Source organism: Staphylococcus coagulans, from assembly GCF_002901995.1.
GTDB lineage: Bacteria > Bacillota > Bacilli > Staphylococcales > Staphylococcaceae > Staphylococcus > Staphylococcus coagulans.
This window is the reverse complement of record NZ_PPQN01000011.1, coordinates 141648-157282: the sequence shown is the minus strand read 5'-3', so window position 1 is coordinate 157282 and position 15635 is coordinate 141648. Positions and strand designations below refer to the sequence as shown.

General features: G+C 35.0%; 17 protein-coding genes and 1 riboswitch. Of the genes, 13 read left to right on the top strand and 4 right to left on the bottom strand.

From position 1 onward, the window contains the following. Positions 1-47: 47 nt before the first annotated feature. Positions 48-965: a ribonuclease Z gene (gene rnz, locus CD118_RS03060; protein ID WP_050330844.1), complete on the top strand. Its 918-nt coding sequence runs from the start codon at positions 48-50 to the stop codon at positions 963-965. A 304-nt stretch (positions 966-1269) separates the two neighbouring features. Here the strand turns inward: rnz and proC are convergent, their stop codons facing one another. Further along, entirely contained in the window at positions 1270-2088 is an 819-nt protein-coding gene (gene proC, locus CD118_RS03055; RefSeq protein ID WP_050330845.1) for a pyrroline-5-carboxylate reductase, read from the bottom strand. 87 nt (positions 2089-2175) lie between these two features. Here proC and CD118_RS03050 point away from each other — a divergent pair, with 87 nt between their 5' ends. Continuing rightward, a complete protein-coding gene (locus CD118_RS03050; RefSeq protein WP_103356219.1) occupies positions 2176-2940 on the top strand; it encodes an SDR family NAD(P)-dependent oxidoreductase in 765 nt (254 codons plus the stop codon). A gap of 1 nt (position 2941) precedes the next feature. Here CD118_RS03050 and CD118_RS03045 read toward each other — a convergent pair whose 3' ends face one another. Then, positions 2942-3853: an aldo/keto reductase gene (locus CD118_RS03045; protein WP_060829879.1), complete on the bottom strand. Its 912-nt coding sequence runs from the start codon at positions 3851-3853 to the stop codon at positions 2942-2944. 79 nt (positions 3854-3932) lie between these two features. On the opposite strand from CD118_RS03045, the gene CD118_RS03040 reads away from it, so the two are divergent. From CD118_RS03040 to xerD, 3 genes are all read left to right on the top strand, one after another. Continuing rightward, positions 3933-4475 carry an NUDIX hydrolase gene (locus tag CD118_RS03040; protein ID WP_050332250.1) on the top strand — a complete coding sequence of 181 codons (543 nt, stop codon included), beginning with the start codon at positions 3933-3935 and terminating at the stop codon, positions 4473-4475. A 104-nt stretch (positions 4476-4579) separates the two neighbouring features. Beyond that, complete coding sequence (gene fur / locus CD118_RS03035; protein WP_016425130.1) at positions 4580-5044, top strand: ferric iron uptake transcriptional regulator; 465 nt, start codon at positions 4580-4582, stop codon at positions 5042-5044. Positions 5045-5072: 28 nt separating this feature from the next. Then, positions 5073-5960 carry a site-specific tyrosine recombinase XerD gene (gene xerD, locus CD118_RS03030; RefSeq protein ID WP_060829880.1) on the top strand — a complete coding sequence of 296 codons (888 nt, stop codon included), beginning with the start codon at positions 5073-5075 and terminating at the stop codon, positions 5958-5960. Positions 5961-6044: 84 nt separating this feature from the next. Here xerD and CD118_RS03025 read toward each other — a convergent pair whose 3' ends face one another. Then, complete coding sequence (locus CD118_RS03025; RefSeq protein WP_103356218.1) at positions 6045-6554, bottom strand: DUF309 domain-containing protein; 510 nt, start codon at positions 6552-6554, stop codon at positions 6045-6047. Between the two features lie 94 nt (positions 6555-6648). Here CD118_RS03025 and CD118_RS03020 point away from each other — a divergent pair, with 94 nt between their 5' ends. The 6 genes from CD118_RS03020 to CD118_RS02995 all read left to right on the top strand — a co-directional run bounded on the left by CD118_RS03020 (position 6649) and on the right by CD118_RS02995 (position 12573). Beyond that, entirely contained in the window at positions 6649-7377 is a 729-nt protein-coding gene (locus CD118_RS03020; RefSeq protein WP_050330850.1) for a segregation and condensation protein A, read from the top strand. Next, positions 7367-7909, top strand: coding sequence for an SMC-Scp complex subunit ScpB (gene scpB, locus CD118_RS03015; RefSeq protein ID WP_050330851.1), 543 nt, complete (start codon positions 7367-7369; stop codon positions 7907-7909). Before CD118_RS03020 ends, scpB begins: the two co-directional genes overlap by 11 nt. Continuing rightward, on the top strand, positions 7909-8652 hold the full coding sequence (locus CD118_RS03010; RefSeq protein WP_050330852.1) for a pseudouridine synthase: 744 nt from the start codon (positions 7909-7911) through the stop codon (positions 8650-8652). Before scpB ends, CD118_RS03010 begins: the two co-directional genes overlap by 1 nt. A 212-nt stretch (positions 8653-8864) precedes the next feature. Next, a complete protein-coding gene (locus CD118_RS03005) occupies positions 8865-9590 on the top strand; it encodes a response regulator transcription factor (RefSeq protein ID WP_050331964.1) in 726 nt (241 codons plus the stop codon). Then, entirely contained in the window at positions 9574-11316 is a 1743-nt protein-coding gene (locus CD118_RS03000; RefSeq protein ID WP_060829884.1) for an ATP-binding protein, read from the top strand. The genes CD118_RS03005 and CD118_RS03000 overlap by 17 nt, the downstream gene beginning before the upstream one ends. A gap of 503 nt (positions 11317-11819) precedes the next feature. Then, positions 11820-11963: riboswitch (FMN riboswitch) on the top strand. Positions 11964-12027: 64 nt separating this feature from the next. Beyond that, a complete protein-coding gene (locus CD118_RS02995; RefSeq protein ID WP_103356217.1) occupies positions 12028-12573 on the top strand; it encodes an ECF transporter S component in 546 nt (181 codons plus the stop codon). 322 nt (positions 12574-12895) lie between these two features. On the opposite strand, the gene CD118_RS02990 is transcribed toward CD118_RS02995, so the two are convergent. Further along, positions 12896-13144 (bottom strand): ferredoxin, encoded by a 249-nt coding sequence (locus CD118_RS02990; RefSeq protein WP_014613875.1) that lies wholly within the window; start codon positions 13142-13144, stop codon positions 12896-12898. Between the two features lie 104 nt (positions 13145-13248). On the opposite strand from CD118_RS02990, the gene CD118_RS02985 reads away from it, so the two are divergent. Both CD118_RS02985 and CD118_RS02980 read left to right on the top strand, forming a co-directional pair. Then, entirely contained in the window at positions 13249-14193 is a 945-nt protein-coding gene (locus CD118_RS02985; RefSeq protein ID WP_103356216.1) for a helix-turn-helix domain-containing protein, read from the top strand. After that, complete coding sequence (locus CD118_RS02980) at positions 14186-15562, top strand: RecQ family ATP-dependent DNA helicase (RefSeq protein WP_060829886.1); 1377 nt, start codon at positions 14186-14188, stop codon at positions 15560-15562. Before CD118_RS02985 ends, CD118_RS02980 begins: the two co-directional genes overlap by 8 nt. The last annotated feature ends 73 nt before the right edge of the window (positions 15563-15635 follow it).

Below are 15635 nucleotides of genomic sequence, written 5' to 3'. Positions count from 1 at the left end.
CGATTCATTGGCAATTATGGTAATATAACGCTAAGGAGGCACGAAGCATGGAAATCACATTTTTTGGTACCAGTGCAGGGTTACCTACTAAAGAGCGTCATACACAATCTATCGCTTTAAAACTTGAGCCTTATTTAACAGATATTTGGCTTTTTGATGTGGGGGAAGCAACCCAGCACCAAATACTCCACCATTCCATTAAACTCGGAAAAGTCAGTCACATTTTTATCACACATATGCATGGTGATCATGTTTTCGGCTTACCGGGCGTTTTGACCAGTCGTTCATTTCAAGGTGGAGAGTCGAAGCCACTGACTGTAATCGGTCCAAAAGGCATAAAAGATTTTATTGAATACAATTTATCATTAACTTATTCACATTTAAATTATCCGTTACACATTATCGAAATAGACAAGCGTCTTGATTTAAGTATTAATCATTTTGAAGTTAATGCTAGGCCCTTAAACCATGGTATTCCTTGCTATGGATATCGTATTAAGGCACCGAATACCCCAGGAAAATTAGACGTTTCGAAATTGAAAGCGTTAGGTATTCCGCCAGGCCCACTCTATCAAAAGATTAAGTCTCAAGATACATTTGAATATGATGGCAAAACCTATGATGCAAATCAATTCAAAGGTCCTGAAAAAACAGGGAAAACCATTGCTATTTTCGGTGATACAAAACCGAGTGAGCATGCACTCGAACTTGCACATCACGTTGATGTATTAGTTCATGAATCCACATATATTGAAGGCGATAAGTCTTTAGCCAATGCTTATCATCATAGTCATATTGAAGATGTCCTTCAATTAATGGCGGATGGTCAAGTTAAACATGGGTTGTTGACGCACTTAAGTGGACGCTACACTAAAGAAGACATTCAATTGATAGAAGCTCAAATCCAAGCAGAATCTGAACAATCGTTTCAGTTTGTTGAAGATTTTGATAGTTATACATTTTAATAGCGATCTCGCAAACAAAAAGTTGCGTCCGTGACATAAAATTCTTGAAAACCTTGTATTCATGAACTCGCTACATGAGGACTGAAATCTCAACTCAATTTGGCTTATTTGAAGCAGAATGGCGGGAACAAGACATCTGAACTCTACAATCTAAGACAGTCGCCCATGAAAGCGAAGTCATACAATACGAGGTTTTATCATAAAAAAGAAGCGCTAAGACGATTTTCAAGTAAAATTCATCTTAGCGCTATTTATGTGAGAATTAATATCCAACTGCAACATTTATATATGAAACATTTTGTAATTACAATTCATCTTCTTGCGCTGATAGTTCGATGCTACGATTGACAGCTGCATTCAAGCAATCTTCAAATATACCTTCTAAATTATATTCAGACAATGCATTTAATCCAGCTTGTGTCGTACCACCTTTTGAAGTGATATTTTTTCTTAATTGTTCCATACTCAAGTCAGAACGCTCAATCATCTTACTAGTCCCTATAATCAACTCGCGTATAGACTCTTCTACTTGAGCTCTTTCAAGACCTAATTTTGTACCTGCCATCACATATTGTTCGAATACATGATATAAGAATGCAGGACCACTTCCTGTTATCGCAGTGACTTGATGCAAATGTGCTTCTTGAACTTCGATTGCAGATCCAAATGCATTGATGACTTCTAAAACTTCTTCTTTAGAAGTTGGACCAAAATTCGAAGAGAAACTCACACCGGTTACAGAATGGCCAACATGTGCATTTGTATTTGGCATAATACGCGCAATCGGAGCATGCGTATCGAGTTTCTGTTTAATATAAGAAATCGGTAATCCTGCCATGATAGAAATGAATTTATTTTGATTATGAATATTTCCTTTAATGCGTGTAGCAAGTTGATCAAAATCATGTGGTTTTGATCCAAGAAAAACATAATCGGCATCTTTTAATAAAGCTTCATCATCATAACTATATTGAATACCTAAATCTTCTTTATAAGATTGCAACATTTCTTCATTAGTACGGTTCGTTAAATAAATATCCTCAGGCGCCAAAATTTTCGAATTAATAATACCCGTAAAAATGGCGTGTGCCATATTGCCGGCACCATAAAAAACGATTTTCATACGACATTTCACTTCCTTATTTAGTACTTTTACATTACAGTTATTCATAGCGCTATGGGAACGATTTAAAAGATAAAGGGTGATTTTATGCAAAAACCACATTTTATTATGGCTGGTAGTACCAGTGGTCTCGGATTCGCATTGGCTCAAGCCATGCTTCAAGACCTTTGTGAATTAACACTAATTGTACGAGATATAAATAAAGCACGTGCGTACTTTTCGAATCAAAATGTCCATTTGATTGAATGCGACCTTTCTGATATCCGACAAGTGCGTGAGATCAATCTTCAATTAAATCCAGACATCCAATATGAGGGTCTTATACATTGTGCAGGTTTAGGCTATTTTAAATCATTGCTTCAGCATAAAGATGTAGAAGTGGTAGAGACTTACCAAATCAATATCGTGCATTTTGCGATTTTACTTAAACGATGTGCACCATTCTTTAAAGCCCATGCAACTGTTGTAGGCATCAGTAGCCTCGCTGCATTTGCTACACAACCTTACGCTGCTCATTACGGTGGTAGTAAGGCAGCGCTCAATCATCTGCTTAATGCGTTACGAATGGAACAGCCTAATTGGCACGTTATGACAGTTAACGTAGGGCCGATTCAAACACCTTTTCATGGTAAGGCGGATCCATCAGGACAATACGCACATCAAGTGAAACGAATCATGCGTCAACCCGAATTTGTAGCCGCACAAATCATCAAAGCGTTGAGACAAAAGAAAATTGAAGTCAATCTTCCAAAAGGGCTCCACTTAATGTTGAAATGGTATCAACTTGCTCCCCGATGGATTGAAAAATTTGCTAAACCTCTTTTTCTAGGTAAGAAAAGGAAGGGTCTGTAAGTTACATTTCCCAATGTTCTGTATAATGAAGGCGTTTCACAACATCCATTGCAGCTTGAAGTTGTTCGTTAGTAACCGTTGAATGATACTGTTGAATATTTTCACTCAGTTGCTCAGGTGTGCTCGCGCCAACGATAATCGATCCTAATACTGCGTGAGACTTTAAGAATTCAAAGGCTAGCGCAGTAAGCTGAGGATTCATCTGTTGAAGCAACTGAATTGTTTGTTTCAATTCTTCGTAACTGTAATCAAAAATTCCTTCTTTAAATTTATTATTCAGAGTGACTTCTGCTTTGTTGGTGAGCAATCCTTTAAAAACTGGGCCTCTAGCTAAAAGTTTCACACCTTTTTGATTGATTTCGTCAAGTAAATCGAGCGGGCGATTATCAATTAAATTAAATTGCGACATGATCGTTTCAATTTGACTATGTTTCAAATAATAGCGTATGACATTAGGGCGTATAGATGAAATACCATAAGCTTTGATCAGTCCTTCTTGCTTCAATTCATCGAATGCACTAATCGTTTCATCTAATGGATCCTCAATTGTTCCACCGTGAAGCATGTAGAGGTCAAGCGTTTCTAAGCCAAGTCTTTTTAAAGATTGTTTAACATTGTTTTTAATGTGTTTTTTTGAAGGATCCCAAAAAGTTTCTCCATTATCTTTTAAGTGATTGCCGACTTTTGTGCCAATAACAATATCACTATTTTGTTGATATTTTTTTAAAACTTTCCCAACAATCTTTTCATTTTCACCTTTATCGTAAATATCTGCCGTATCAAAATAGGTAATACCCGCTTCAATGGCTGTCTCTATAATTTTAGAAGCATCATTTTCATCTGTACCTAGACTCATACATCCCAATCCTAATTCTGATAAAGTCAGACCACTTTTCAATGTGTTTTTTTGCATGTTAAAGCTCCTTCCGATAAAATTTATGTATACTAATGATAGCAAACTGTGAGAAAAATTGAAAAGGGGCATATCACTGATGAATTTTGAAGAAAAAACAATATCAAAAGAAACAATTTACGAAGGCAAAATTATAAATGTAGAGAAACATGAAGTTCGCTTACCCAATCAAAAAACAGCCTATAGAGAAGTCGTAAAACATAATGGTGCTGTTGCGATTTGTGCTGTAACACCAGAAAATGAGGTCATTCTAGTGAAGCAATATCGCAAACCTTTAGAACAAACATTATTAGAAATACCTGCTGGTAAGCTTGAACCCGGTGAAGATAGAAAAGAAGCAGCAATGAGAGAACTTGAAGAAGAAACAGGTTATCAAACTGACCGATTAGATTTGATTGGCGAAGTATATGGTACACCCGGTTTTGCAAATGAAAAAATATCTATTTATTTTACGGACTCACTCCAAAAGGGCACTGTTCATTTAGATGAAGATGAGTTTGTTGAGAAAATACATTTTTCAATGGCCGATGTTAAAAATGCAGTAGAAACACATGAAATAGAGGATGCTAAAACGCTGATTGCATTCCAATACCTATTACTACATTATAATCATTCTAAATAAATAACCGCTATGAGTTGCTTTTTTTCTCAATTACTGGTAATTTATAACAAGTAAAACAATCAAATTGTAATAATTATAATTTTCAGTAGAGGGGTGAGGCTTCCGTGGAGGAAAGACTTAATCGCGTGAAGCAACAGTTACAGCAGTCTTCATATAAATTAACACCGCAACGTGAAGCAACGGTGCGTGTTTTAATTGAAAATGAGACTGATCATTTAAGTGCCGAAGATGTTTACTTAAAAGTAAAAGAAAAAGCACCTGAAATTGGTTTAGCCACTGTTTATCGTACACTAGAACTTTTAGCAGATTTAAAAGTTGTGGATAAGGTGAGCTTTGGTGATGGTGTTGCACGTTTTGATTTACGAAAAGAGGGGTCTAAGCATTTTCATCACCATCTTGTTTGTATGGAGTGTGGTAGAGTAGATGAAATAGAAGAAGACTTATTACCACAAGTAGAAGAACGTGTTGAAAATGAATTTAATTTTAAGATTTTAGATCACAGACTTACATTTCATGGTATTTGTGAAGCGTGTCAAAAAGAGGGCAAAGGCACAAAAGCGCAAATGTAATGATATTGACAAGAATTGAGGTCAATGCATGGAAGAAATTCGAGATGAATATTTAAGATTTATTCAAATAGAAAAAGGTTTGTCCAACAACACAATCGCTGCGTATCGTCGTGATCTTAACCACTATTTAAGCTATTTGAAAGAGCAAAAAATTACTCATTTAAATTTTGTTAATCGGCAAATCATTCAAGAGTGGTTTGGTTTTTTACATGACGAAGGACGTTCAGCGAAATCCATTGCAAGATTCACTTCGACAATTCGAAGCTTTCATCAATTTGCTTTGAGAGAAGGTTATACGACACATGATCCAACTGTCCTTATCTCGACACCAAAATATGATAGAAAGTTACCTGATGTACTATCTATTGATGAGGTTGACCAATTATTAATGGCACCTGACACTTCAAAAATTAACGGTTATCGTGATAAAACAATGCTTGAACTTTTATATGCGACTGGGATGCGTGTATCTGAACTTATTCATATAGAAGTCCAAGATGTCAATCTTATCATGGGCTTTGCAAAAGTGTTTGGTAAAGGGAGCAAAGAAAGAATTGTGCCTTTAGGTGAAACGGTCATCGATTGTTTAGCGCATTATATACAAGAGATAAGACCACAATTGTTAAAACATACGACTACCCATGTTTTATTTTTAAACATGCATGGTAAGCCAATGTCAAGACAAGGCGTTTGGAAGATGATTAAGCAAGTTGGGCTTAAAGCGGGTATTACCAAAAGACTAACACCACATACATTACGTCATTCATTTGCTACACATTTATTGGAGAATGGCGCTGATTTGCGCGCTGTACAAGACATGCTAGGACATTCAGATATTTCTACAACACAATTGTATACGCATGTGACTAAAAATCAGATTCGTAAAATTTACCAAGACTATCATCCTAGAGCTTAGTCCTTAGTTTGAAGTTAGCGTTTGGTCTTTAGAGATGAAAGAATAAAAGGAATAAAACAGAAGTTCATTTAAGAATCATCTGTTTTATTCCTTTTTTCTTTGTGTTAATGCGTGGTGACGTGCTGCGATCACTTCTGTCCGATCTCTCAGTTGATGATGATGTAAAATATAAGGCGTACTAACAACATGCTTTGTTACACAATAATTCGGAAACTCCCCTTTAATTTGTAGTTCCATTTCTTTTGTCAGAGGCAGTTGAATTGGAGAAAAAGGGATTTCTAGAGATGTTGCGTGTATTAAATGCTTTAATACTTCCATATATTCTGAAATATTTAAACCTAAATACACCAGTTCATTCAGTTTATAGGATTGAATGATTTGATAAGCCTTATTAAAGGTTTTGTGGGCACCTTTATAGTTACCTCTACGATAGTGATAGCATCCTGTAGCCAATAGGATTAAACTTACAACAGCATCTTGTTTGGTAAACTCAGACTGCAGTTTCCACGCTTCCTCTAAAATATCATGGCACAAAAAATAATGCTGTTCATAATGAAATTGATAATAAAAATGAACTAAATCATTTTCTTTCATTTTATCACTCCAAAAATTTATTGTTATACATAAACATGCTATAATATTTTTTGTATTTATGCACATGACTTGCAATACGAAATGAGGATCACCCATGTATGAAGTAAAGCTTGATGCCTTTAACGGGCCGTTGGATTTATTGTTGCACTTAATCAATGAATTCGAAATTGATATCTATGATATACCTATGCGTGAATTAACAGAGCAATATATGCAGTACGTTCATGCAATGAAGCAACTTGAAATTAATATCGCAAGTGAATATTTGTTAATGGCTTCTGAACTCTTAATGATTAAAAGTAAAATGTTATTACCTGACACACCTCAAGAGGATTTATTAGAAGAGGATCCACGTGACGAACTTGTAGAAAAATTAATTGAATATCAAAATTACAAAGCCTATTCTGAAATGTTAAACGAACAACGCGAACTTCGTGAGCATTATTATACAAAAGCGCCAACAGATTTGTCACACTATGAGCAATCTGAGCGCATGTCACACGATACTCAAATCGATTTAACTGAGTTGATTGTTGCATATCAAAAAATGAAAACGCGTGTTGCACTTAAAAAGCCAACGACAGTAGATATAAGAAAAGAAACATATACGATTCAACAATCGACCCAACACATATATGATCAGTTAAAAACATCTACTCGCATTTCTTTTTTTGACTTGTTTACATTTCATGAATCTATTGAACATGTTGTTACGCATTTCTTAGCTTTGTTAGAAATGTCTAAAAATGGCATCATTCAATTACAACAAGTCCAAGCATTTCAGAATATCGAAATCAGTAAAGGGGTTAATTATGACACTTAATACAATAGAAGCACTTTCCGCAATTTTGTATACAGTCGGTGAAGATGGTATTGACGAAGCACAATTACTCGAAACACTAGCTATTGATTCAGACACGTTAAACACGACAATCTCTCAATTAAATATACCGGGGCTTGAAATCCATCAATATGGTAATCGTTTTGTTTTAACAACGCAAAGAGAAGCTGAACCTTATATAGAGTCGCTGATTATTAATAAAGCATCAACAAAACTTTCACAAGCTGCCATGGAAGTCTTAGCCATCATAGCTTATAATCAACCTGTTACTAGAAATGATATAGAATTAATTAGAGGCGTCAGTTCAGATGGTCCAGTTAAAACGTTGATTGGTAAAGGCCTAATTGAACCTCGAAATAACCCTGAAGCCCGAGGTCAACAATTATATACAACTGAATTGTTTTTAAATGTGTTTGGCTTAGAAAACTTAGAAGCATTGCCTACAACTGATGAGGAAGAAGAGGAAATCGAATCCTTTTTTAGTCAGTTAGTGAATCAAAAAGGAGAATCATAATGAGCAAAGAATTAGAAAGACTACAAAAGCGGATCGCAAATAGCGGCTATACGTCAAGACGTAAAGCAGAAACATTAATCCAAGAAGGTAAGGTCCAAGTGAATGGTGTTACAGTCACTGAACTTGGAACGAAAGTCCGACCTTCCGATGAAGTCAGTGTAGAAGGGATTCCTCTTGAACTGGAAGATAAATTATATATTTTATTTTATAAACCTGCCCAAGTCATTACGAGTGTTTCAGACGATCGTGGTCGAAAAGTAGTCACTGATTATTTCGACGACCTTGAAACACGCATATATCCAGTAGGTCGCTTAGATTATGATACTTCTGGTCTGTTATTGTTAACGAATGATGGTGCTTTTACGCATCTAATGACACATCCTCGTTTTAAAATACCAAAAACTTACGTTGCTAAAATAGAAGGTTATATTTTAAGAGATCAGGTTAAAGCATTGGAAAAAGGAATTAAGCTTGAAGATGGACTCACACAACCTGCAAAAGTGAAAGTTAAAAAACAAAATAAAGAGAAAAACAGTTCTTTAGTAGAAATTACAATTACAGAAGGGCGTAATAGACAGGTAAGACGTATGTTTGAACATTTTGGTTTTAATGTTCAAAAACTATCTCGCGTTTCATTTGGACCATTGACATTAAAAGGATTAGGTGCAGGAGAGGGTCGAGTCCTATCACCGCATGAAGTTAAATCATTGAGACAACTCGCTGAAAGCGGAACGAATCAATAATTGAACGCACTTTGCTTGTGTGAGGCCAACAAGCACATCTTATTAAATCTTTTGTTTTAAAAAATAATACTTTTTTAAGAATAAAATTACAGGCATACTCTTTTTTATGGAATTTTAATTCAAATTCATTGTTTTATTATCAAGCAGATATTTCGATATGCTATAATAAGCTTTAGGTTATAAATGTCACCATGTGTGGGAGGTATGTCATGATGACTAATGAAATCTTAGTCGTAGATGATGAACATCGTATTAGAAAATTATTAAAATTGTACTTAGAAAGAGAAGGTTACGAGATAGCTGAAGCGAGTGATGGTCGCGAAGCATTAGAACTAGCAACGAAATACGATTATGCATGTATTTTATTAGACCTGATGTTACCTGAATTAGATGGTCTTGAAGTTGCGATGAAATTACGCGAAACGAAAGATACGCCAATTATTATGCTCACAGCTAAAGGTGAAGAAAATAATCGTGTTGAAGGTTTTGAATCCGGTGCAGATGATTATATTGTTAAACCTTTTTCACCTCGCGAAGTCGTTTTACGTGTCAAAGCACTTTTACGCCGGACACAATCGGCAACAGCTGAACAAAATGAACCTCATGCGCGTGACATGGTTGAGTTTAAACACCTCACAATTGACAATGATGCGCATAAAGTTTTAGCGGATGAAACACCAGTGAATTTAACACCTAAAGAATATGAGCTACTCATCTTTTTAGCTAAAACGCCAAATAAAGTTTTTGATAGAGAGCAATTATTAAAAGAAGTTTGGCACTATGAATTTTACGGTGATTTAAGAACTGTGGATACACATGTCAAACGCTTGCGTGAAAAATTGAATCGAGTTTCTGCAGATGCAGCTAAAATGATTCAAACTGTATGGGGAGTAGGCTATAAGTTTGAAGTTATTCAGTCGGATGAAACGACTCAATAATGTCGTTATAAAACTGTGGTTAACTATTTTATTAATAGTAACGACAGTTTTAATTTTATTAAGCGCTGCGCTCATCACATTTTTCCAATATTATTTTACGCAAGAAACAGAACGCTCTCTCTATAAAAGTGCTGAAAATGTAAGTAAAGTGATTGAAAATAGTCATAATCGTAAAATTGCAATTGAACATAGTGAAGACCTATTGGAAAATAATAAAGGTCTCATTATCTTACCCGATCGCCTTCATATCAACGAGCACGATATGGTCAAATCTAAAATGTTAAAAGAAATCAATCACCATGCATTATTTGATAAAGTTTTAACACAAAACAAATCGAAACTTCAACATGTCATGTTTAATATTGATGGGAAAAAGCACACTTTTGTATTGCTTGGGTATCCGTCGAAAGATTCAACCGGCAAAGCTTCTGTTATTTTTATTTATCAAGACTTAAAAAGCATTGATGAAACAAATAACATTATTACCATCATTATTTTAATTACTGCTGTCGTCTTTTTAGCAGTTACGACCGTTTTCGCATTTTTCTTATCAACACGTATTACACATCCTTTACGTCAACTTAAAACGCAGGCAAGAGAGGTCGCACGTGGAAATTATGATAAGCGTGTCCCCGTCCAAACAAAAGATGAAATTGGCGAATTGGCGATGACTTTTAACAAAATGAGTCGAAGCATCCAAAATCATATCGATGCATTAGTCACTTCTAAAAATATTCGAGATACATTAATTAATTCAATGGTTGAAGGTGTGCTAGGGATTAATCACCAACGACAAACTATCATCTCAAATCAGCTCGCGCAACGGATGTTGTCAGAAATGAACGCGCATGATAAAGAGATGTTCGATCAACAGATTGATGATACTTTTAAAAGTCAAAGTACAGAATTCAGAGAATATGAAATGAATCAACGTTTTTATGTGGTCATTATGAGTTACATTCATAATATTCAAACGAATGGTGAAGGTGGACTTGTGGTAATCATCAGAGATATGACGAATGAACATGAGCTTGAACAAGTGAAGAAAGATTTTATTGCTAGTGTCTCTCATGAACTTAGAACACCTATTTCTTTATTACAAGGCTATACCGAGTCAATTGTTGATGGCGTGGTCACAGAACCTGATGAAATTAATGAATTTTTGTCTATCGTTTTAGATGAATCTAAGCGCCTCAGTCGACTCGTTAATGAACTGTTAAACGTAGCAAAAATGGATGCTGAAGGCCTAAATGTAACGCAAGAAGTCCAGCCTATGAGTGATTTAATTAAAAAAATGGCGATTAAATATAGACAACAAGCTTATGAGCTCGATTTACATCTTGATTTTCAACTTGATGGTGAAATGGCGTCACCTTGGTATTATGACTTTGATCGTATGGAGCAAGTACTAACTAACTTAGTTGATAATGCATCTCGATACACACAGCCAGGGGATACGATATCTATTCATGCGAAATCAACTGTAGACCAACAAATTTTAATCGTTAAAGATACAGGTGTGGGTATTCCATCCGAACATTTAGAAAAAGTTTTTGAACGCTTTTATAAAGTTGATGCCGCTCGTAAACGCGGAAAACAAGGTACTGGACTTGGGCTATTTATCACGCGAATGATTATTGAAGCGCATGGTGGCCACATCGATGTTGACAGTCGTATCAACGAGGGAACAATCTTTACCATCACACTGCCTAAAAAGAAGGCATAAAGTTTAAAAAATCATAAAGTGACCGTTTTCTTATCTACTTAATACTTATCACACTTTAGTAGACCAATAAGATTAGGACATCAAATCCAAAATCAATAGTACTCAGATGATTTTTAATAGAAATCGTCTGAGTACTTTCTTTTTATGATAAAACTTCATATTGTATAACTTCGCTTTTATAACGAAGTAACTTAGCCTATAGCTTTTGTCCTCTAAGCAAGCGCGTTCAAGAAGGAAAAGTGATTAAATATTGTATTTCCCAAATTCATATTTGATACAAAAAGCGCACAATCCTTTCTACAATTAGAAGTATCCGACAACTTATAATTAAGGAGATAATACGCTTATATCTGTTTTTTACGTCAATCACAATCGGCATTGCATCATAGTATAAATTTCAAATAAAACCATCCTCTCAAAGAAGCTCACTGTCAAATGATTGCAAAAACATTGTTTTGGACTGCATTCTCATGTACACTATACTCATTAAAATAGAAAAACGAATTCATCTTCGGGGTAGGGTGCAATTCCCAACCGGCAGTAAATTTAAAGCCTGCGACCTGCAAAAAATCAAAATCTTGATGTTTTGTGGCTGATCTAGTGAGATTCTAGAGCCGACAGTAAAGTCTGGATGGGAGAAGATGGAGGTTTATTTGTGTTGCTTTTTAATCCTCCTATTCAACTAAGATGAATTTAATAGGAGGTTTTTTCATGAAACAAAAGCAAACACGACATTTGATTATTGTGGGAATGTTAAGTGCCATATCGGTTGTCTTAATGTTTATTAAATTCCCTCTTCCATTTTTACCGCCATATTTAACGATTGACTTTAGTGATGTACCATCTTTATTAGCTACTTTTACTTTAGGACCCATTGCTGGCGTTTTAGTAGAATTAATTAAGAATTTACTTAATTTCTTCTTCAATGTGAGTGATCCTGTTGGACCAGTTGCCAACTTCTTAGCTGGAACAACATTGTTATTGGTGAGTTATTGGGTATATCAATCACGCCAAACAACACGTCAATTAATCATTGGCCTCGTCGTTGGGACATTAGCTATGACTATTTTACTAAGCATTTTAAATTATTTCGTACTGCTTCCATTGTTTGGTATGATTATGAATTTAGCCGATGTAGCGAATAATCTAAAGCTTATCATTGCAGCGGGCATCATTCCTTTCAATATCATTAAAGGTGCGTTAATATCAGTTATCTTTATATTGTTATATCGACGTATTGGCCACATTCTAAAATAAAAACATATCAAAACGAAGCGCATGAGTGGGTAGTCTGACACAAAGCCGAATCAACCTAGATGACTTTGCTTAACGTTGATGTTGTTATCAAACAAAAAAAGAGATGTATCTTCTACACTTTGTGAAGACGCATCTCTTTTTTATGCGGAAATTTTAATGACAAGGGTAGCTGAATGCACTATTTACAACTTTAAAATAAATAAGTTGAGTAGGATGTACAACATGAAAACATCCACTCAACTTCTGTCTATACTTAGACATTCAATTGTTTTATATTTATATTAAAGACATCTTGTCTCTAGCAATCATCTCTGTTTATTGTCTACTCAAATTTGAGTGCATCGCCGTCAAATGATTCCTCTTCAACTTTAATAGAATCAGTAGGGCAACCTTCAAAAGCATCTTCAAGGTCTTCATACAATTCTTCTGGTACTGGCGTTGTACCTTGGTTGTCATCTAAAATCACATATGCGATACCCTCATCGTCGTAGTCATAAATATCTGGAGCCGCTGCACCACATGCACCACAAGCGATACAAGTATCCATATCAACTATCGTATATTTAGCCAATTTTTTTCGCCTCCCTTTTCAAAGTGCCACACTAACATTATAATTTTATTGTAGTTCTGTGTACTTAAATTTTCAATATATTCGTTTTAGAATGAGGTCTAATGATGAAACACTTAATTAATTATGCATATCATCATGCATCAGCCTACAAAACTAAAAAAAGCATCTTTAATATTATCATAGGAAAAAAATCTCATCAAACTTTTTTTGATGCTGTCTCTTTAAATCTGTTGTCTTTATATGGTTGTGCACCTAAGCTTAAAATGCAAACTTTTGAAGAAATCATTAAAGAAGAACCCTTAACAACCGACCTAAAAATAACAAATCAAGTTACTTTTCCATGTTTACAAGCTTCTTTTAATGCAATACAACTACTCATACAAACTTATTCATATGCCAGACACAATCAAATGACTTTTCAACCGATTTCTTCTCAAACTGAAGTCCATCATGTTGTAAAGCAAATTTATCAATCTGATCAAACAGAAAATATTTTGTCTCAATTAGAGCAAGAATTGCGTACGCTTTATCAAAAATTAGAAGCACAACGAGAAAAAATTTGTACCCATTATTTATTAACAGGTTTTGATGAGCCGATGTATACTTTTACCCAAATCAGTATGATTGAATCTATCGAGAGCGACGATTTATTCAAAATGTTTTACGAAGAACTTGTTCAAATTTATATAATGATAAACGAAAGCAGTGACTTTCCTATACTTTCACAATGTGCACTGAGACTTGACGTTTCACAACCGGTTCATCGGACAGCGCAACTATTGAATCAAGGCTACACCCTCCAAAAAATTGCTCAAATTGAAGGTGTGAGAGAAAATACAATCGAGGATCATATTTTAGATTTATTTATGAAAAATCAAATGCATAACTATCAGGATTTTCTCCATCACTTTAATCAAGAATTTATTAATCAATATAATGCTGAACCGTATCAGCGTTTAAAACGTTATAAAGAACGATTTTATAACATGTCGTACTTCGAAATTAAACTTGCAATTGTAGGTATTGCTAAAGGAGAATTAGATGCTTAAAGCAGCTTTAAAACAATTTTTCGGCTTCACATCATTTAGACCAGGGCAAGAAGAAATCATTTCCAGTGTGTTACAACATCAGAATACGCTGGGTATTTTACCAACCGGTACAGGTAAAACACTTTGCTATCAATTGCCTACTTATATAAAACAACAGCCAACACTTATTATCTCACCTCTTATTTCTTTAATGGACGATCAAGTGATGCAAATGAAAATGAAAGGGGAGCAAAAGGTTGTTGCCATTCATTCTGGTTTAGAAGATGCTGAAAAAAGAGTAGCGCTTGCACAAATAAAATCTTCGCGTTTTGTTTTTGTGAGCCCAGAGTTCATTTTACAACCGCATAACTTCAACCAATTTAAAAATATTTCCTTTGGCATTGTGGTATTAGATGAAGTCCACTGTCTTTCTGAGTGGGGGTTTGACTTTCGACCGCATTATGCTTTAATCGGAAAGATAACGCAACAGTTTGAACAGGCAACTGTTTTAGCATTGACAGCAACAGCGACAACTCACTTACAACAAGATATTGAAAGGGTTATTCAACAACCGATGCACAAGATTCAATTTTCAATGGACCGTCCTAATATTTCTCTTTCCGTAGAATTAATGGCTTCTCATGAAGAGAAAGTTACATGGTTAATTAACAAAATTGCGCATTCAGGACCAACCATCGTTTATGTCTCTTCAAAAAAAGTTTGCTTAGCGCTTGCACAGACCATTTATCAAGCTGGGTATTTAACAGGAATTTATCATGGAGATTTATCTTATCAAGAACGATTAACGGTACAACAGCAGTTTTTAAAAAATGATATTCGCATCATTGTAGCGACGAGTGCTTTTGGAATGGGAATTAATAAACCAGATATCCGGACAATCATTCACTTTCATCTTTCTCCAAGTCCTTCTAGCTATATGCAAGAAATTGGACGTGCTGGTAGAGATGGTCAACAAAGCCAAGCGATTGCATTGTTTCAGCCAGATGACCAATATTTAATGGAAACTCTGGCAACAGGAAATATTATAAGAGAAGAAGATATTCAACAATATGAACTCGGACAATTGATAGACTCAGAAATAATAGAGATTTTAGATGTTTTGAGCGAGGCATTTACACTCGCACAATTACGTGCCATTTTCAAACAAAATGAAGAAATAAAATTGCGCGCTTTCCGCCATATGCATCATTATGTTTTAACTCAAAAATGTAGAAGACAGCATCTCCTTTCTTATTTTCAAATGCCTAATGAAACTACGTCACAATGTTGTGATCGTTGTGAAACAATCGAACCTATATATGAAAAAAATAAGAAAAAAGTGAAGCGAAAGTTAGACTACAATGAAAAATTAGAAAATTTATTTCATTAGTTTTCACAATGCTTTACACAGCGTTTTTAAAACCGCTATAATCAATATAAATACTTAATAGCTATTTCAATCA